Here is an 18225-nt window from a genome sequence, read left to right on the forward strand (position 1 = left end):
TCCCTAGAATGCACCAGCCCATCGGCCCGCCGTTTTCCGACACGCTCGTCCGCCGCCTGCGGCAAGCCCGGCGCGTGGCCGTGCTGACCGGCGCCGGGATCTCGGCCGAGAGCGGGGTCCCCACGTTCCGCGACCCCGACGGCCTGTGGCAGCGGTTCCGCCCCGAGGAGCTTGCCAACGTCGAGGCGTTCCTCGCCAACCCCACGCTCGTGCAGGGCTGGTACGCCCACCGCCGGCAGGTCGTCGAGGACGTCGAGCCGAACGCGGGCCACTACGCCTTGGCCGAGCTCGAACGCTGGGTGACGGGGCGGGGCGGCCAGTTCCTGCTCGCGACCCAGAACGTGGACGGCCTCCACGAGCGGGCCGGCAGCCAGAACCTCGTCGAGCTCCACGGCTCGCTCCGCCGGTCGCACTGCCTCGACTGCGGCGCGCCCGCCCCGCCCCCGACCGCCCCGCCCGCAGACGCAGACGGCGAGGGCGGGGTGGCGCGGTGCGCGGCGTGCGGCGGGCTCGTCCGCCCCGACGTGGTATGGTTCGGGGAGATGCTGCCCGAGGACGCCATCGGCCGGGCGACCGAGGCGGCGGCGCTCGCCGACGTCTACCTCTCGGTCGGCACGAGCGCCGTGGTGTACCCGGCCGCCGGGCTCCCCCAGGTCGCGCGCCAGGCCGGGGCCTACGTCGCCGAGGTCAACCCGACGCCGTCCGACATCGCGTGGCGCCTGGACGAGCAGGTGCCGGGGCGCGCGGGCGACGTGCTGCCGGCACTGGTCGAAAGAGTGACGGGTGACGAGTGATGGGTGATGAGCAAGAGCGGCGGAGACCGTATCGGTCGCACCGGGACCTGGAGGTGTGGTCCGACGGCATCGCCCTCGTCCGGGACGTGTACGCGCTGACGCAGGCGTGGCCGTCGGACGAGCGGTTCGGGCTCACGTCGCAGGTCCGCCGCGCGGCCGTCTCGGTCCCGTCGAATGTTGCGGAGGGGTGGGGGCGCCACAAGAAGGGGGAGTTCGACCAGTTCCTGCGCTACGCCCGCGGCTCCCTCTTCGAGGTCGAAATGCAACTCACGATCGCCGTCGAGATCGGCTTGAACCGAGAGCAAGAAACGGCCGGTCTCCTCCGCCGGATCGACGTGCTCAGCCGTCGCCTCCTCGCTCTCCGCCGCTCGTTGTGAGTGACGAGTGACGGGTAAAGAATGATGAGCAAAAGCTTCCCACCCCGCCCCAGCGAGTGACGGGTGAAGACTAATGAGCAAAGGCCCCCCGCCCCGCCCGCTGTGCGTCCTCTATCGCTCCGCCCGTCTCTGCATTTGCTCATCGCCCGTCACTCATAACTCGTCACCCACAACCCGTCACCCACTTGACCTTCGCCTCCCCCCTCTGGCTCCTCGCGCTCCTCGCCCTGCCCGCCCTGTGGTGGGCGGGGCGGCGGGGCGGGGCGGCGCCCGGCGTGCGGTATTCCGTCGCCGACGACGCGGCGGCGCTGGGGACGACCGGGTGGGCGCACGTGCGGTGGCTGCCCGGCGCGCTGCTGGCGGCGGCGTTCGGGCTGGGCGCCGTCGCGCTGGCCCGGCCGCAGGAGCGCGACGCGTCGCTGGAGCGCTCGACCGAGGGGATCGACGTCGTGCTCGCGCTCGACGTGTCGACCTCGATGACGGCCGAGGACTTCGTGCCCAACCGCTTCGAGGCGGCCAAAGCCGTCGCCGCCGAGTTTGTCCGCGGGCGGACATCGGACCGGATCGGGCTCGTCGTGTTCGCCGCCCAGGCCTACACGCAGGCCCCGCTCACGCTGGACTACCCGTTCCTGCTCACGATGCTCCAGGAGGTGCGGATGGGCGTGATCGAGGACGGCACCGCGATCGGCACGGCGCTCGCCACCGCGACCGCCCGGCTCCGCGACTCGGACGCGGCCTCCAAGGTCGTCATCCTGCTCACCGACGGCCAGAACAACCGCGGGCAGGTCGACCCCCAGACGGCGGCCGAGGCCGCGGCCGCGCTCGGCGTCAAGGTCTACGCCATCGGCGTGGGCGACGAGGGCGGGGCGGTCCGCGGGGCCGGCCCGTTCGGGGGCGCCTTTTTCGGGACCGCGCCCGAGGTCGACGAGGAGGCGCTCCGCGCCGTCGCCCAGACGACCGGCGGCCGCTACTTCCGGGCCACCGACGCCCAGGCCCTCCGCGAGATCTACGCGGCCATCTCGGACCTGGAGCGGACGGAGATCGAGGAGACCGTGCTCCTGGACGTCCGCGAGCTGTACCCGTGGTTCCTGTGGCCGGCCCTCGCGTGCCTCGTCCTGTCGGTCGGCCTCTCCACGACCCGCCTCCGCGAAGTGCCGTGAGTGATGGGTGACGGGTGAAGAGTGACGGGCAAAGGCCCCTCGCCTCGCCCCAGCGAGTAACGAGCGACGGGTGAAGAGTGATGAGCAAAGGCCCTCCACCCCGCCCGCTGTGCGTCCTTCACCGCCCCGCCCGAGTACGCGGCGAGTAAATCACCGCCCCGCCCCGCCCCGTTGCCGCTCGGCTAACCGCCCCGCCCGCACTTGCATGTGCCCATCACCCGTCACTCGTAACCCTTCACCCGCACCCCGTTGAGCTTCCGCGACCCCCTCGTCCTCGGTCTCGTCGCCGTCCTCGTCGGCGCCGCGCTCGTCGCGTTCGCGCACGCGGCGCGGCGGCGGGCGGAGGCGCTGCGGCTGTTCCTGGGCGCGCGGGCGGGGCGGGAGGAGAGCGGGCTCGCGCCCGTCGTCCGGCGGCGGCGCGTGCGGGCGGGGCTCGTGGCCGGCGCGCTCGCGTGCCTCGGGCTCGCGCTCGCCGGGCCGCGCGCGGGCACGTCGGTCCGCGAGGCGCGGCAGGAGAGCCTCGACCTGCTCGTGGCCCTCGACGTGTCGGAGTCGATGCGGGCCGAGGACGTGGCGCCGAGCCGCCTCGACCGGGCCAAGCTCGCCGTCGAGCGCGTCGTGGCCGACCGCCAGGGCGACCGCGTGGGCCTCGTGGTCTTCGCCGGCGAGGCCTTCCTCCAGTGCCCGCTGACGACCGACCGCGGGGCGCTCCGCCTGTTCCTCGACGCCGCCGACCCCGAGATGGTGGGCGCCCAGGGCACCGACTTCGCGAGCGCGCTCCGCGTGGCCGACCGGGCGTTCGACGCGGCGGCCGAGGGCGCCGACGCCCGCCCGCGCGCGCTCCTCGTGGTCTCCGACGGCGAGGACCACGAGGGCGGCCTGGGTGGGGCGGCCGACGCCCTCCGCGACGACGGCGTGACGATCCTCGCGCTGGGCGTGGGGACCGAGGAGGGCGCGGCGGTCCCCGAGGTCCGGCGCGGCCGCGTCGTGGGCGTCCACCGCGACCGCTCGGGCGCCGAGGTCGTCTCGCGCTACGAGCCGGGCGCGCTCCGCGACCTGGCCGGCCGCGGCGACGTGGTCCGCGTGGGGCAGGGCGGGGCGGCCGCCGCCGAAGTCAACGCGCTGCTCGACGGGCTCGACCGGGCGGTCCTGACCGAGAGCGAGGTGGCGGCCTCGGCCGAGCGGTTCCAGTGGCCGCTCGCGCTGGGCCTCCTGCTCCTGCTCGTCGAGCGGCTCCTGGCCCTCCGCCCCGCCCCGCCCGACGACGACGCGGGCGGGGTGAGCGCGCCCCGCCGCGAGGCGGCGACGGCATGACGGGCGTGCGCGACGACCGCCGGGGGGACACGCCGACCGCCCCGCCCCCCACACGGGCACCCGTAGGGACACGGCTTGCCGTGTCCGCACGCGGGGCCTCCCGCCCCGCCCGCGCGGCCGGGGCGGGGTGGCTGGCGCTGGCGCTGGCCCTGGCCGTCCTCGCCGGCTGCGGCGACGTGACGGCGGCGCTCCAGCCCGGCGTGGCCGAGGGGCGGGGCGGCGTCGAGGCCCAGGCCGCGGGCGACCCCGAGGGCGCCGAGGCCGCGTTCACAGAGGGCCTCGCCGCGCGCGACGTGCCGCGCCGCGTGCAGGCCCAGCTGTGGCACAGCCTCGGCCTCGTCCGCGCGCAGCGCCAGGCGACCGCCGAGGCCGACAGCGCCTTTGCCGAGGCCATCGACCGCGCCGACGACCCCGCCCTCCGCGCCCGCTACGCCTTCGACGCTGGCGCGGCCGCCCTCGCCGGCGACGACCCCGCCCTCGCCCTCGGCCACCTCCGCCGCGCCCTCGTCCTGGACTCCGAGAACCCGGCGGCCCGGCGGAACGTCGAGATCGCGCTCCGCCGCCTGGCCGACCGCGAGCCGCCCCGCCCGACGCCGTTCGCCGAGCAGGTCAAGGCGCAGGCCGACTCGCTCGTGGCCGCCCGGCAATACCCGGCGGCCCTGGACGTCATGGTAGACGGCCTCCGCCGCGACTCGTCCGTGGCCGTCTACGCCGACTTTATCGGCCGCCTCGCCGGCGTCGCCGGCATCGAGACCGGCGGCCCCGCTGCCCAACCCCCCGCGCCGTGACCCGCCCCGCCCTCGCGCTCCTCCTGTTCCTGGCGTCGGCCGCGCTCGCGCAGTCGGTCGGGCGGGGCGGCCCGTCGCCGGTCGAGACGTACCACGAGGGCGCGCAGGCGTTTATCGAGGGCGACGTGGCCGCGGCGTCGGCCGCCGTCCGCGCCGGGCTCCAGGCGGCGCCCGGCGACGAGAAGCTCCAGAAGCTCCGCGACCTCATCGAGCAGGAGCAGGAGGAGCAGGACCAGCGCCGCGGCGGCCAGCAGGACCAGGACGCCGAAAACGAGGACTCCGAGGGCCAGCGCGACGACGAAGGCCAGAGCGGCGGCGAGGGCCAGCAGCAACCGCCGGAGGACGACGAGGGCGGGGCGGAGCGCGACCAGACCGACACGCAGACCCCGCCGCCCGGCGGCGGGGGCGAGGAGCCGGACGACCAGGAGGGCCAGCAGAGCCCCGGTCGGAGCGTCGGCGAGGGCGGGCCGACGCCGGCCGGCGACGGGGCGGTCCCCGAGGGCCAGATGAGCCGGGCGCAGGCCGAGCGCATCCTCGACGCCGTCGGCGGCGACGAGCGCCTGCTGCTCCGCGAGCTCCGCCGCTCCGAGGCCCGCGCGCGGCGGACGGACAAGGACTGGTAGCCGATGCCCGCCCCGCCCGTTCTGCTCTGCCGCCCCGCCCCGCTCGCCAGGACGCCTTGGCGCCGCCGACCCCTATCACGGGCGGGGCGGGGCGGCGTGTGGCTCGCCCTCGTCGTCCTGTGGGCGCTGGCGGCGGCCGGCGCCGCGGCGCAGTCGGCGAGCGCGGTCGTGTCGGACCGGGCGGTCCGCGTGGGCGAGCCGTTCACGTACACGCTCACGCTCCAGGGCGGGGCGGGCGACGACGTCCGCGCGCCGATCGCGACGGGCGCGCTCCGGCTCGTCTCGGACCAGCCCACGCTCGACGTCACGACGATGGTGGGGGGGCAGACGCAGCGGCGCGTGGCGTGGCTCTACGAGGGCACGCGGCCCGGGACCGGCCGCGTCGGCGGCCTCCGCGTCACGGTCGGCGGGCGGAGGCTCACGGTCGACCCCGTGGCCGTCACGGTCAACGGCCGCGCCCCGCCCGCGCGCGCGCCGAGCGGGGTGCCCGGCGTGGGGTCCGAGCTGTTCGTCCGCGCCGAGCCCAGCCGCGAGACGGCCGTCGTGGGCCAGCAGGTGGTCGTCGACTACGTCCTCTACTTCGAGCCGCACGTCCAGCCGCGCCAGACGGCGCCCATCGGGACGTGGGACGCCGCCGGGTTCTGGCGCGAGGAGCTCGACGTGCCCTCGGCGTACCCGCGCACGGTCTCGCTCGGCGGGCGGACCTACGAGGCCGTCACGATCCGCCGCGTGGCCCTCTTCCCCACGCGCGCCGGCACGCTCGAGCTGTCGCCGATGGAGTTCTCGGTCGACCTCCTGCGCACCGACCGCCGCATCGGGAACGACCCGTTCGCCCCGTTTTTCTCGCCGTTCAGCCAGCGCTACACCGAGGAGACGGTAACGGCGCCGGCCGCCCAGGTCGCCGTCCGCGAGCTGCCGCCCGGGGCGCCGCCCTCGTTCGACGGGGCCGTCGGCCAGTTTACGCTGCGGTCCTCGGCCGACCGCCACGCGGTGGCGGCCGGCGAGCCGGTCGAGGTCCAGGTCACGATCTCGGGGACCGGCAACCTCGCCACACTCGGCGCCCCTGCGCTCGACGTGCCGCCGAACGCGGACGTGTACGGGCCGGAGGAGGACCGCGAGGCGATGCGCGGCGCCGCCCCGCTCCGCGGCGTCAAGTCGTTCACGTGGACGCTCGTGCCGCAGGGCGGCGACATCGAGGTGCCGCCGGCGGCGTGGTCCTACTTCGACCCGGCGACGGGCACCTACCAGACGCTCCGCACGGACCCCGTCGAGGTCGCCGTCCGCGGCGGCACGGTCGCGGGCGGGGCGGTCGCCGCAGACGGCGCGCGCCGCCTCCGCACGGACGCCGACTGGCAGCGGCCGGCGGGCTCGACGGCGTGGCTGTGGGCCGTGCTCGGCGGCGGGCTCGCGCTCCCCGCCCTCGCCGCGCTCGCGCTCCTGGGCGTCCGCGCCGGGCGCGAGCGGCTGGCGGCCGACACGCCGGATCGCCGGAGCCGCCGCGCCGCGGCCGCCGCGTCGAGCCGGCTGGCGGGCACGGCGGGCGGGGCGGACGGCTTCCGCGAGGTCGAGCGCGCCGTCCGCGCCTTCCTGGCCGACCGGCTGGGCGTGCCGCCGTCGGTCCGCGAGCGCGCCGCGCTCGACGCCCGGTTGGAGGCGGCGGGCGCGCCGACCGAGCTCCGCGACCGCGTCCACGCCGTTATCGCCGCGTGCGCGCGCGGCCAGTTTGCGCCCGGCCTCGCGTCCAATCTCGCCGCCGTCCGCGCCGACGCCGAGGCGACGCTCGGCGCCCTCGACTCGCTCGGGCGCGTTCAGCGTTCGGGGTTCAGACGGTTCGGGGAGCGGCTCCAAAGGCGCGGGGGCGGGGCGGCGACGTCCTGAGCCGGCGGGGACGCCGCCGAACCGGCACGGCCGAACTCCACAACCCTGAACCTCCCCGACCCCGAACCACCCCGCCCCGCCCCGCCCGTGGCTGTCGCCCTCGCCCTGCTCGTGCTCCTCCAGCCCGCCCCGCGCGCCGAGGCCGAGCGGCTGTTTGACGTGGGGACCACGCTCGTCGCCGAGGGCGACACGGCCGGCGCCGTGGCCGCGTGGGAGGGCGCCCTCGACACCGGCTGGGCGTCGGCCGCCGCCGAGGCCAACCTGGGCGCCGTCGCGCACGAGCGGGGCGACGTGGGCCGCGCGCGGCTGCACCTGGAGCGGGCCGCCCGCCTCGCCCCGCTCGACGGCGACGTGGCGCGGGCGCTGGCCGACGCCCGCGAGGCGGCCGGCGCCGCCCCGCCCACGGCGGCCGAGCGCGCGTGGCGCGGGCTCGTGGGTGTGGTGCGCCCGGTCGGGCTCGTGGCCCTCGCGCTGGCGCTCGCGTTCGGGGCGCTCGCGCTGAGGCTCCTCGGCCGGCGCCGCCCCGCCCTCGTCGTTAGCGTCGTGGCCGCGTTCGCCGTGGCCGCCGCCGGCACGTCGCTGTGGCAGGCGGCCCAGGCGGACGGTATCGTGCTCGCGGACGCGGCCGACGTCCGCGAGGCGCCGTCGCCGACCGCCCCGCCCGTGGCGCGCGTCCGCGCCGGCGAGCGCGTGGGCGTGGGGGAGGAGCGGGCGGGGTGGCGCCGCGTCTCGGCCGGCGGCGCCGAGGGCTGGGTCCGGGGCGGGGCGGTGGCGGCGCTCTAGCGGCGGGCGAGCGCGGCGTCGATCTGGGCCTCGACGTCGCCGCCGGCGCGGTGGCCGCGGGCGAACGCGACCGCCTGCTCGCGGACGCCGGCCAGGCCGTCGGCGTCGAGTCCGGCGAGCGGCCACATGGCGACGGGCGCGCGGGCCAGCTTGACGACGAGCCGGGGCGACTTTTTCCCAACGACCATGGCGACGCCGACCGGCACGTCGTCGAGGTCTGTGAGGCGGACGGTCCCGCGCCGCGTGCGCTGGACGGGGCGGGGTGGGAGGTCGAGGGCGCGGCGGAGGACGTCGTCGGGCGTTTCGCCAAACGCGCCGCGCGCGGCGATGGCGTCGTAGACGTCCTGGGAGATGCGGATGGTCATGGGCGGGGTGGAGCGGGGAAAGCGCGAGACGAAGGAAGTGTCACAATGTTACATCGGCACGCAGCGCACTCCGCACGACCGCCCCGCCCCGGTCGTTCATCCTGCTCCCCCCGCGCTACTTTCCCCCCATGGAGCCCCACGTCTACACGCGCGACGAGAGCGGCCGCCGTCGCGGGTGGGTCGAGGTCGTCTGCGGGAGCATGTTCTCGGGCAAGACCGAGGAGCTGATCCGCCGCCTGAAGCGGGCGCGGATCGCGCGGCAGAACGTGGCCTTGTTCAAGCCGGCCCTCGACACGCGCTACGACGCCGAGGCCGTCGTCAGCCACGACGCCACGGCGCTCCCCGCCGTCGTCATCCACGCGGCCGACCAGATCCTGCTCCTCGTCGGCGACGCCGACGTCGTGGGCATCGACGAGGCCCAGTTTTTCGGCCCCGAGCTCGTCGACGTCGTCGAGCGGCTGGCCCGCGACGGCAAGCGCGTCGTGATCGCCGGTCTGGACCAGGACTACCTCGGGCGCCCGTTCGAGCCGGTCCCCCAACTCATGGCCGTGGCCGAGCACGTGACGAAGCTGCACGCCGTGTGCGTCCGGTGCGGGGCGCCGGCCAACCACTCGCAGCGGATCGTGGCCGAGGGCGCGCGCGTGCTCGTCGGCGAGGCCGAGGCGTACGAGCCGCGGTGCCGGCGGTGCTTCCGGCCGCGGGCCGTGGAGGCGGTCCCCGTCGCGGCCGGCACCGAGCCCGCCGCCCCGCCCGAGCCCGCTCCGGCCGAGCCCGCCCCGCCCGCGTCGGGCGCCGTCCCCGCGCGCCCATGAGCCTCGTCACGATCGGCACGTCGTTCGTGGTCGTGGCGCTGCTGGCGGCCGTCGTCCTCGGCTGGGTCGCCGACCTCCGGCGGACGGGCGGGGCGGTCTCGGCGCACGAGGCCCGCGCGCAGGCCGAGCGGGCGGGGCGGGGCGGCCGCGGGCGCAGCGCGTTCTACACGTCGCGCGAGGACCGGGCCGAGGCCATGCGCGAGCGGATCGCCCGCGAGCGCCGACGCCGCGAGCGGGCGCGCGGTCCGCGCGTTCGGAGTCCCGACGCTGAGCCCGCCGGCTCCCCGGCCGACCGTCCACCCGCCCCGCCCCCCGACGCCCCCGAGGCCCGCCACCGGCGGACGCTCGAACTGGGGAGCGGCCCCGTCACCGCCGATCGCCTCCGCCTCCACTACCGCCGCCTCGTCACGGCGTACCACCCCGACCGCGTGGCCGGCCTGGGCGCCAAGCTCCAGCGGCTGGCCGAGGAGGAGACGAAGGCGATCAACGAGGCGTATTCGTTTTTCAAGCGCGAGATCGGGGAGAGGGCGTAGCGGCCCGCGCCACCGCGCCCGCCGTGCCCACGGCCACGGGCGACCGCCGGTCGCCCCTACGGCGGCCGCCCCGCCCGGACGCTGCGGTCCGACGGCGTTGCATGCAACGCCGCTACGACGGCCGCCCCGCCCGTGCCGTGGGCGGGGCGGCGCGTCTTCGCTTCCCGATCCCCCGACGTTTCTTGGACGCGGGCGGGGCGGGGCGCTATCGTCCGGGCCGCCCCCCACGCCTATGGCCACCGCCGCCCCCGTCTCTGCCGCCCGCCCCGTCCGCGTCCGCCGGTTTGCGGCGGCGTTCCTCGACGGCGCCCTCGCGCTCACGCTCGCGCTCGTGCCCGCCGCGCTGACGCCGGGGGCGTTCAAGGGGCGGATGTTCGGGGTCGGCCTCCTGCTCGGCGCCGCTTACCTCCTCCTCCGCGACGGGCTCCCGTACGCCGAGTGGGGGCCGCGCTCGCTGGGCAAGCGGTGGCTCGGCCTCCGCCCGTACTGTGTGGGCGGGGCGGCCCTGACGTGGGAGGTCTCGGCGCGGCGGAACGCGACAGTCGGCGGCGCGCTCGCCGTGTGGGCGCTGATCTACCTCGCCGGCGGGTTCCGCGGCATCCCGTTCGGCGGGTTCCTCCTGTGGGCGGCCGTCGCCGTGGTCGTGATCGAGGCCGTGCTCGTCGCCATCGACCCGGTCGGCCGGCGGCTGGGCGACCGGATCGCGCAGACGCGCGTGGTCGAGGCGCGAGCGTAAGGGGGGGGGACAGGCAGCAGGAACTGAAAGAAGGCAGAGGGCGCCGCCGCCCCGCCCCCGCGTCGCTGCCACGGGCGGGGCGGGGCGGTCGAGTTTGGAGTCGCGCTGCCCGTCCCCGCCCCTCGCTCTCCGCCCCGCCCGACTTGTCCACACGCCCCGCCCGCGCCGGGGCCTGACGCTATGTTGACCGGGGCCGGCGGTACCGTTGGAGCCCCGCCGCCCCGCCCCCGGACACCCTCTCGATGGCCGACACCCCTGCCCCGCGCTACCTCGTCACGGCGCGGAAGTACCGCCCGCAGACGTTCGGCGACCTCGTCGCCCAGGAGCACGTCGCCCAGACGCTCCGCAACGCGATCACGTCGGGCCGCCTCGCCCACGCCTACCTCTTTAGCGGCCCGCGCGGCGTGGGCAAGACGACGGCCGCGCGCATCCTCGCCAAGGCCGTCAACTGCCAGACGCCGCTCGACCAGCGGCCCGACGCCGAGCCGTGCCGGACGTGCGACTCGTGCCTCGCCTTCGAGGCCGGCCGCTCGCTCAACGTCATCGAGATCGACGCGGCCTCGAACAACCGCGTCGAGGACATCCGCGAGCTCCGCGACACCGTCCGCGTGCCGCCGCAGGGGGCCGACAAGAAGGTGTACATCCTCGACGAGGTCCACATGCTCTCGGCGAGCGCGTTCAACGCGCTCCTCAAGACGCTCGAGGAGCCGCCGCCGTACGCCCTCTTCATCTTCGCGACGACGGAGCCGCACAAGGTGCTCCCCACGATCCTGTCCCGGACCCAGCGGTTCGACTTCCGGCGGATCGCGGTGCCCGAGATCGTCGGCCGCCTCCGGGCCATCTGCGAGGCCGAGGGCGTCCGGGCCGACGACGAGAGCCTCGTCCTCCTCGCGCGCAAGGGCGACGGCGCGCTCCGCGACGCGCTCTCGCTCTTCGACCAAGCCCTCTCGCTCTGCGGCGACACGGTCGAGATCGGCCCGCTCCGCGAGGCGCTCGGCGTGGTCGACGCCGACCTCTACTTCGCGGCGACCGACCGCGCGCGCGCCGGCGACCGCGCCGGCCTCCTCGACCTCGTCGAGCACGTGGTCCAGAGCGGCCACGACCTGAACGAGTTCGTGCTGGGCCTGGCCGACCACGTCCGCAACCTGCTCGTGGCGCGGGCGACGGGCTCAGGCGCGCTCATCGAGGGGACCGAGGCCACGCGCGACCGCTACCTCCGCGCCGCCGGCCCCTACGCCGAGGCGGACCTCCTGCACCTCCTCCTCCTCTCCGACGGGGCGGCGAGCGACCTCCGCGAGAGCCGCCAGCCGCGCCTGACGTTGGAGCTGGCGCTGCTCAAGATGGCGAGCCTGGAGTCGGCCCTCGACCTCGGCCGCCTGATCGACCGGCTCGACGGGCTGGAGGCGGCGGCCCGCGACGGCGCCCTCGCTGCCCCGGCCTCGGCTCCGGCCGCCCCGCCCCCAGCGGCTCCCGCGGCTTCGACCGCCCCGCCCTCGGCGCCTGCGGCCTCGGCTGCCGCGCCGTCGGCCGGCGCGCCTGCGTCCTCGGCCGCCCCGCCCTCAGTTCCTGCGCCTTCTGCCGCCCCGCCCTCAGCGCCTGCGGCTCCGCCCGCCTCGGAGCCTGCCGCCTCGCCCGCGGCGCAGACGTCGGAGCCGCCGGCCGGGTACGCCGCTCGTCCGCCGGCCGCCGCGCCGCCGAGCGCGGGCGGGGCGGTCCCGGAGCCGCCCGCGAGCGCCGAGCCGGCCCCGAGCGCTCCGCCGCGTCCGCCGGCCGCCCCGCCCCAGCAGGAGCAGCCCCCGCCGCACACCGACCGCGACGACCCCATGGGGGGGCGGGGTGGCGACGACGGCGGCGTGCCCCGGCCGCCCCGCCCCGCGCCGGCGCCCCCGCCTGCGGGCGGACCGCCCGCGGCCGCGCCCCGCCCGGCGCCGGCCCGGCCCGGCGGCGCCCTGTTTGGCCGCCCCGCCCTCCGCCGGCCGTCCGGCGGCGACGGGCAGACGGGCGGGGCGGCCACGCTCGCCGTCCCCGACGCGCCCTCGGCGACGGGCGGGGCGGCGCCGGCCGAGCCCATCGGCCCGGCGCTCGGGCAGGTGCAGGACGCGTGGCCGCGCTTTGTCGAGGCGGTCCGCGCCGAGGTCGGCGTCCGCGTCGGCGCCATCGTCCAGGGTGGGCGGGCGCTCCGCGTGCGGCGCGGGGCCGTCGAGGTCGGGCTCGACGACGACTTCGCGTGCCGCGTGGCCGACGAGCACGCAGCGGTGCTCGCCGACGTGCTCATGGGCGTGCTGGGCGGGGAGGCGCCGCCCGTCCGCTACGTGGTCGCCCCGGCCGAAGCCCTCGAAACCGGGGCGCCGGCCGACCCGTTCGACGCGCTCAAGCAGATGCGCCAGGAGCACCCGGTCGTCCGCGCGCTCTTCGAGCGGTTCGGCGCCGAGATCGTCTGGCAGTGAGTCGGTACGGGGTACAGGGTACGGGGTACCCGCCCCACGCCATTCTATTCGTACCCCGTACTTCGTACCCAGTACCCCTACTCCGATGGACGGAACCCCTGGAGGCCCCAACATGGCCGACCTGTTCGGCAAGATGGCCGACATGCAGAAGCGCGTGGCTGAGACACAGTCGAAGCTTTCCGAGGAGCGCGTGACGGCCGAGGCCGGCGGCGGCATGGTCAAGGTGACGGCCGACGGCGCGGGCCGGGTCGTCTCGATCAAGATCGAGCCCGACGCCGTCGACCCCGACGACCTCGAGCTCCTGGAGGACCTCGTCGTGGCCGGCGTGAACAAGGCCATCGAGGAGGCCGAGGGCATCAAGGCACGCAAGATGCAGGAGGCGGCCTCGTCGATGCTCCCGCCGGGCCTGGACCTGGGCGGCATGGGTCTGCCGGGGATGTAGGGAGGGCGGGGCCTGGCCGCGTCCGCCCCGCCCGCGCAGCCGTCGGGCGGGGCGGGTGACACGCCGCTGGCGCCCGCCCGCGCGACCTTACCCCGTTCCACCCCGCCCAATTCGAGGGCGGGGCGGCGCCCGTACTGACCGACCCGACTGACCGCCCCCCAGATGCACCTGACGTCCGAGACCGTCGACGCGCTCGTCGAGCAGCTCTCGAAGCTCCCTACGATCGGCCGGAAGACGGCCCAGCGGCTCGCGGCCTTCATCCTGAAGATGCCTCGCGACGAGGTCGTCGAGCTCGCCAAGGCGCTCGTGGCGGCCAAGGACCGCGTCAAGACGTGCTCGGTCTGCTTCAACGTGACCGACGTCGACCCGTGCCCCGTGTGCCAGTCGGCCAAGCGGGACCGGTCCGTGATCTGCGTGGTCGAGGAGCCGTCCGACGTGCTCGCGCTGGAGCGGACGGGCGAGTTCCGCGGCCTCTACCACGTGCTCGGCGGCGTGATCTCGCCGCTCGACGGGATCGGCCCGGACGACCTCCACGTGTCCGAGCTCGTGGCCCGCGTCGCCGGCGCCGCGACCGCCCCGCCCGGGGGCGCGACGGCCGAGCCGGGCGCGGTCGCCGAGCCCGACGGGTCCTTCGAGACCGGCGACGAGGGCGGGGCGGTCCGCGAGGTGATCCTGGCCATGAACCCGAACGTGGAGGGTGATACGACGGCGTACTACGTCGGCCAGATGCTGGCGCCCTTCGGCGTGACCGTCTCGCGGATCGCGCGCGGCCTCCCCATCGGCGGCGACCTCGAGTTCGCCGACGAGGCCACGCTCAGCCGCGCGCTCGAAGGGCGGTCGGGGTTGTAGGCGGGTGCTCCGCCCGTGCGCAACCCGCTGTCCATCCGCGGGTTCGGGCGGGGCGGGGGAACCGGCGGCGCGTTGGTTGTTTGAACAGCCATCGCCGACGCCCCGCCCGGGGCCTGTCCCATGGTCAAGGTCGTCACCGCCGCCCGTTACCTGCTCGGGGTCCTGCTGCTCGTGCTCGGCCTCAACGGGTTCCTGGACGTCATCCCCCAGCCGCCCCCGCCCGACGACGGCGGCGCGTTCCTGGGCGCGCTGGTCTCGGGCGGCGTGCTCCCGGTCGTGAAGGCGTTCGAGGTGGTCGTCGGCGTGCTGTTGCTGGCGGGGCGGTTCGTCCCGCTCGCGCTCGTGGTGCTCGTCCCGATCACCGTAGGCATCCTGCTCTACCACGTCCGGTTCGACCCGGCGGGCGGGGTGGCCGCCTACCTCGTCGCCGTGCTCCACGGGGTCCTGCTGTGGGGGTACCGGGCGCACCTGATGCCGCTGCTCGTGCCGCGCGCCGAGCCGCTGCCGGACCGCCGCCCCGCCCCGCCCGCCGAGCGGCGCGTGGTGGCCTAGAGCGACCCAAAGGAGGGTACAAGGTGCGAGGTACAGGGTACGCGGCTCGTAGAGCCCACGCAGGGCCGTACCTCGTACCGGGTACCTCGTACCCACCCGGAGGGGGCGCCGGGGGCGGGGTGGTCAGGCCATCATCCGGCGGATCGTGTCGGCGTAGGTCCGGCTCACGCGGACGACCGCCCCGCCGTCGAGGCGCGCGACGAAGCCGCCCGAGTTGTCGCGCTCTAGGGCGCGGAGCGCGTCGAGCGCCACGACGGCCGAGCGGTGGACGCGCGCGAACCGGGCCGGGTCGAGCCGCTCGGCGAGCGCGCCGATGCCCTGCGAGGCCAGGTACGTCCGCCCCGCCCGATTCGGGACCGTCCGGGCCGGGTCCGTCTGGGCGGAGTCGGCCCGCGTGTGGAGCTTGGTGTAGTCGCCGGCGGCCTCGGCCCAGACCAGGTCGGCCGTGGCGACGGGGACGAACACGCCGCCGTCCTCGACGAGCAGCCGCTCGGCGTAGGGCGGGGCGGCGTGGCGAGCGGCCGCGGCCGCCCCGCCCCCATCTGCCTGGGCGAGCGCGCGGCCGACGGCCTCGGCAAAGCGGGCGCGCGTGAACGGCTTGAGCAGGTAGTCGACGGCCGCCACCTCGAAGGCGCGCACGGCGTGCTGGTCGTAGGCCGTCGAGAAGACGACGCGCGGGAGCTGAAGGCCGCGGCGCTCGGCCTCGTCGAGCACCTCGAACCCGGTCAGCCCGGGCATCTGGACGTCGAGGAACAGGAGCCCGACGGCCGCCCCGCCCGCCTCGGCGTCGGCGAGGGCCGCGACCGTCTCCGGCCCGTTCGCGCACTCGCCGACGACCGCGACCGGCGCGTCGAGCGCGGCGAGCGCCTCGCGGACCATCTTCCGCGCCGGCGCCTCGTCGTCGGCGATCATCGCGCGCGTCATGGCTGGGCGGGCGGGGCGGGGCGGCCGTCGGCGGGGACCGTAAACCGGGCCTCCAGGCCGCGCGCCTGCCCGTCGCCCCCGGGCACAGCGAGCGTGAGGCCGGTCCCGAAGAGGGCGCGCAGCCGGGCGTCCGTGTTGGCGAGGCCGACGCCGCCTGGGACCGCCCCGCCCGCCGCCCGGGGCGGGGTGCCGCCGTGGGCCACCGGGGCGGGGTGGAGCAGGTCGGCGACGGGCACGCCCGGCCCGGCCCCGTCGTCGCGGACGAGGACGTGGACCGCCCCGCCCACGCGCCGGGCTTCGACGCGGAGCAGGCCGCCCTCGACGGTCGGCGCGAGCCCGTGGCGGACGGCGTTCTCGACGAGCGGCTGCACGAGCATGGGCGGCACCGGCACGTCGAGCGCGTCGTCGTCGGCGTCGATCTGGACGCGGAGGCGGCCGCCCATCCGCTCCCCCTCCAGCGCGAGGTAGTCGCGGACGAAGTCGAGCTCCTCGCGGAGCAGCACGCGCTCGCGCCGCGCGGCGGCCAGCGTGTAGCGGACGAGCCCGGCCAGCCGGGCCACCAAGTCGCGCGTCGCGCCCTGCTCGGGCGGGACCGAGGCGGCGACCGAGTTCAGCGTGTTGAACAGGAAGTGCGGGTCCATCTGCGCCCGGAGCGCGGAGAGCTGGGCGTCGCGGGCGGCCCGCTCCAACTCGGCGTGACGCGCCGCGGCCTCGGCCTCGGCCCTCGCCCGCCACTGGACCTCGGAGACGAAGTGGATGGCGTGGAGCGTCCCGAACTGGGCGACGTAGACGAGCGCCGGGATAAACACGTCCCATGCCTTCCCCCAGTCTCCGAGGACCGTGTAGCCAGCGACGGGCGCGAGCGCGCGGTAGGCGACATACCACGCCCACACCCACAGCGGCCCGAGCACGACGTGGGCCGCTACCTGGAGCCGCGGCCGTCCATCGAGCCGGCGGACGGCGACCCACCACACGGGGAGCGTGAGGAGCCCTTTCAGCCCGTAGTCGAACAGCGAGCGCGGGAGGAGGCCGAGCGTCTCGGTGACGAACAGGTCGAGTCCCCCTTCCTGAATCGCCCACTGCTCGATGGTCGCCGAGTACCCGAGCGCGAGCACGGCGTAGGCCGCCGCCGCACCTCCAACGCCGCGCCACGTGAGGCGGGGGCGGGGCGGGCGGGGCGGCTGAGCGGGCATGGCCGAAGGTAGCGGGCGGGGCGGGCCACCCCGCCCCGGCGTCAGCGTCGGGCGGCGGCGGCGTCCGTCCCGCCCAGGGGCTGCCCTTGCTTTTCGCGGTGCGCGATCTGCGCCGTGCACGACCAGTCGGCGGTCGGGTCGCAGGCGAGGGCGAGCAGGCTCGCTTCGTGGCCCGGCGCGAGGCGGCCGATGGCGCGGCCGGGGAAGACGACCTCCGGCGTCACGCGCGTCCACAGGTCGAGGACGGTGGGGAGATCGAAGAACTCGTTCGACGCGAAGAAGGCGGCCTCGGCGGCGGCCGTTCGGTTCCACTGGTCCGTGCCGATGGCGACACGGGCGCCGGCGTCGTGGAGGCGCCGCAGCGTCCGCCGGTGGAGGTCGCGGGCGAACACCCTGCGGGCGGGGCGGTCGGCGTTGTACACGTCGGACCAGACGGAGGTCGGGACGTAGACGAGGCCCCGCTCGCCAGACGCCTCGATCACGGCGTCGCTGAGGAGCGACCGCTCGATCTCGTCGTCGCCCTCGCGGCGGCCCGGGAGGTGGGCGAACCCGTCCACCCCGCTCTCGACGGCGAGCACCACGTCGGCGGCGGTCCCGACGTGGGCGAACACGCGGAGGCCGGCGTCATGCGCCCGGCGGACGACCTCGCGGAGCACCTCAGGCGTGAGGCCGCGGCCGCTCGCCAGCCCCGTCATCCCGCTCCGGGCCTCGGCCTCGCCCGCGACATCCATGAGGTACACCTTGACCACGTCGGGCTCGTGGGAGAGGAACGCCGCCCACTTCGCATCGAGGTCGGCCAGGGTCGGCACCTCGAAGTAGGCGTCGTCCTCGGCGAGCCGGCTCTCGTGGATCTCCCGCTTCATCGCGTCGGTCAGGTCGCGGCCGACGTAGCGGAGCGCCTGCCACTCGTAGACCTGGACCGGGTGCGACCGCGGCGACGTGAACCCGCCGTGCGAGTACGCCACGTCGACCGAGCCCGGGCCGTCGAACTGGTCCATCACCTGCGCCGCCCACGAGTGCCGGTCGGTCAGGACGAGCGCGTAGAACACGCCGTCTTCGACAAACCGCTCGGCTTGGCCCGGCCCTTGGTAGGCGTCGCTGAGCATGTGCGTGTGCGCGTCTCCGAACGGCGGCACGACGAACCGCCCCGCCAGGTCCACGACGCGCTCGGCGCGGGCGGGGCGGTCCGCGAACACCCCGCCCTCGGCCCAGACTGTATCACGCGGCTCGAACCGCTCGCCGTCCCACCACTGGCCGCCGACGTACGCCGTGGGCGGGGCGGCCGGGTTCGGGCGCGGCGACTGAGCGAGGGCGGACGTGGCCGCGAGGAGGACGAGGGCGGGGAGGAGGCGCACGGGGCGGTGGGGCGGGGAGGTCGTAGGGTAGCCGGCGTCGTGCCCGGCCTCCAGCCCGCATCGACGGGCCGCACGCTCGGCCGACAAGCCGCAGGGCCGCCCGGAGAGCCCCGATGCCGCGCCGCCCTCTCGATAGCTTTCCCGCCCCGCCCCCGGACTCATCCGCCGCCCCGCCCTCCTGCTCGCCGCCGCGCTCGTCGCGGGCGCGGCCTCCGCCCAGACCGGGCCGCCCGAGGCCGCCCCGCCCGACACGACGCGGGCGCTCGGCGAGGTCGTCGTCGGGGGGACCAGCGCCGCCGG

The 18225-nt window shown here is 76.6% G+C and carries 19 protein-coding genes; 15 read left to right on the forward strand and 4 right to left on the reverse strand.

Annotation, left to right across the window (positions count from 1 at the left end):
- The first annotated feature begins 8 nt into the window (after positions 1 to 8).
- The 8 genes from RM540_RS11610 to RM540_RS11645 all read left to right on the forward strand — a co-directional run bounded on the left by RM540_RS11610 (position 9) and on the right by RM540_RS11645 (position 7717).
- Positions 9 to 794 carry an SIR2 family NAD-dependent protein deacylase gene (locus RM540_RS11610; protein ID WP_311664249.1) on the forward strand — a complete coding sequence of 262 codons (786 nt, stop codon included), beginning with the start codon at positions 9 to 11 and terminating at the stop codon, positions 792 to 794.
- Positions 794 to 1171, forward strand: a complete 378-nt coding sequence (locus RM540_RS11615; protein ID WP_311664250.1) for a four helix bundle protein — start codon at positions 794 to 796, stop codon at positions 1169 to 1171. Before RM540_RS11610 ends, RM540_RS11615 begins: the two co-directional genes overlap by 1 nt.
- A gap of 185 nt (positions 1172 to 1356) precedes the next feature.
- Positions 1357 to 2331, forward strand: coding sequence for a vWA domain-containing protein (locus tag RM540_RS11620; protein ID WP_311664252.1), 975 nt, complete (start codon positions 1357 to 1359; stop codon positions 2329 to 2331).
- A 249-nt stretch (positions 2332 to 2580) separates the two neighbouring features.
- On the forward strand, positions 2581 to 3645 hold the full coding sequence (locus RM540_RS11625) for a VWA domain-containing protein (RefSeq protein WP_311664253.1): 1065 nt from the start codon (positions 2581 to 2583) through the stop codon (positions 3643 to 3645).
- Between the two features lie 80 nt (positions 3646 to 3725).
- Positions 3726 to 4433 carry a hypothetical protein gene (locus tag RM540_RS11630; RefSeq protein WP_311664254.1) on the forward strand — a complete coding sequence of 236 codons (708 nt, stop codon included), beginning with the start codon at positions 3726 to 3728 and terminating at the stop codon, positions 4431 to 4433.
- On the forward strand, positions 4430 to 5056 hold the full coding sequence (locus tag RM540_RS11635) for a hypothetical protein (RefSeq protein ID WP_311664255.1): 627 nt from the start codon (positions 4430 to 4432) through the stop codon (positions 5054 to 5056). The genes RM540_RS11630 and RM540_RS11635 overlap by 4 nt, the downstream gene beginning before the upstream one ends.
- Before the next feature lie 3 nt (positions 5057 to 5059).
- Positions 5060 to 6934: a BatD family protein gene (locus RM540_RS11640; protein ID WP_311664256.1), complete on the forward strand. Its 1875-nt coding sequence runs from the start codon at positions 5060 to 5062 to the stop codon at positions 6932 to 6934.
- Positions 6935 to 7021: 87 nt separating this feature from the next.
- Positions 7022 to 7717 carry an SH3 domain-containing protein gene (locus tag RM540_RS11645; protein ID WP_311664257.1) on the forward strand — a complete coding sequence of 232 codons (696 nt, stop codon included), beginning with the start codon at positions 7022 to 7024 and terminating at the stop codon, positions 7715 to 7717.
- Here RM540_RS11645 and RM540_RS11650 read toward each other — a convergent pair.
- The gene (locus tag RM540_RS11650) at positions 7714 to 8082 is read right to left on the reverse strand and encodes a hypothetical protein (RefSeq protein WP_311664258.1); all 369 of its coding nucleotides are present in this window, start codon (positions 8080 to 8082) and stop codon (positions 7714 to 7716) included. The genes RM540_RS11645 and RM540_RS11650 overlap by 4 nt on opposite strands.
- A gap of 128 nt (positions 8083 to 8210) precedes the next feature.
- On the opposite strand from RM540_RS11650, the gene RM540_RS11655 reads away from it, so the two are divergent.
- From RM540_RS11655 to RM540_RS11685, 7 genes are all read left to right on the forward strand, one after another.
- A complete protein-coding gene (locus RM540_RS11655) occupies positions 8211 to 8894 on the forward strand; it encodes a thymidine kinase (protein WP_311664259.1) in 684 nt (227 codons plus the stop codon).
- Positions 8891 to 9427 carry a J domain-containing protein gene (locus RM540_RS11660; RefSeq protein ID WP_311664260.1) on the forward strand — a complete coding sequence of 179 codons (537 nt, stop codon included), beginning with the start codon at positions 8891 to 8893 and terminating at the stop codon, positions 9425 to 9427. The genes RM540_RS11655 and RM540_RS11660 overlap by 4 nt, the downstream gene beginning before the upstream one ends.
- Positions 9428 to 9659: 232 nt before the next feature.
- The gene (locus RM540_RS11665; protein ID WP_311664261.1) at positions 9660 to 10163 is read left to right on the forward strand and encodes an RDD family protein; all 504 of its coding nucleotides are present in this window, start codon (positions 9660 to 9662) and stop codon (positions 10161 to 10163) included.
- A 242-nt stretch (positions 10164 to 10405) separates the two neighbouring features.
- Positions 10406 to 12610 carry a DNA polymerase III subunit gamma/tau gene (gene dnaX / locus RM540_RS11670; protein ID WP_311664262.1) on the forward strand — a complete coding sequence of 735 codons (2205 nt, stop codon included), beginning with the start codon at positions 10406 to 10408 and terminating at the stop codon, positions 12608 to 12610.
- A gap of 112 nt (positions 12611 to 12722) precedes the next feature.
- Positions 12723 to 13052, forward strand: coding sequence for a YbaB/EbfC family nucleoid-associated protein (locus tag RM540_RS11675; RefSeq protein WP_311664263.1), 330 nt, complete (start codon positions 12723 to 12725; stop codon positions 13050 to 13052).
- Between the two features lie 162 nt (positions 13053 to 13214).
- Positions 13215 to 13901: a recombination mediator RecR gene (gene recR, locus RM540_RS11680; RefSeq protein ID WP_311664264.1), complete on the forward strand. Its 687-nt coding sequence runs from the start codon at positions 13215 to 13217 to the stop codon at positions 13899 to 13901.
- Between the two features lie 120 nt (positions 13902 to 14021).
- Complete coding sequence (locus RM540_RS11685; RefSeq protein ID WP_311664265.1) at positions 14022 to 14453, forward strand: hypothetical protein; 432 nt, start codon at positions 14022 to 14024, stop codon at positions 14451 to 14453.
- A gap of 123 nt (positions 14454 to 14576) precedes the next feature.
- Here RM540_RS11685 and RM540_RS11690 read toward each other — a convergent pair whose 3' ends face one another.
- From RM540_RS11690 to RM540_RS11700, 3 genes are read right to left on the reverse strand one after another with little or no spacing between them, the layout of a single operon-like run.
- Complete coding sequence (locus RM540_RS11690; RefSeq protein WP_311664266.1) at positions 14577 to 15377, reverse strand: LytR/AlgR family response regulator transcription factor; 801 nt, start codon at positions 15375 to 15377, stop codon at positions 14577 to 14579.
- A complete protein-coding gene (locus RM540_RS11695; RefSeq protein ID WP_311664268.1) occupies positions 15374 to 16570 on the reverse strand; it encodes a sensor histidine kinase in 1197 nt (398 codons plus the stop codon). The genes RM540_RS11690 and RM540_RS11695 overlap by 4 nt, the downstream gene beginning before the upstream one ends.
- 41 nt (positions 16571 to 16611) lie before the next feature.
- Positions 16612 to 17925, reverse strand: coding sequence for an amidohydrolase family protein (locus tag RM540_RS11700; protein ID WP_311664270.1), 1314 nt, complete (start codon positions 17923 to 17925; stop codon positions 16612 to 16614).
- Positions 17926 to 18225: the final 300 nt, after the last annotated feature.

The sequence above is a fragment of the Rubrivirga litoralis genome (genome assembly GCF_031846415.1).
In the GTDB taxonomy this organism is placed as follows: domain Bacteria; phylum Bacteroidota; class Rhodothermia; order Rhodothermales; family Rubricoccaceae; genus Rubrivirga; species Rubrivirga litoralis.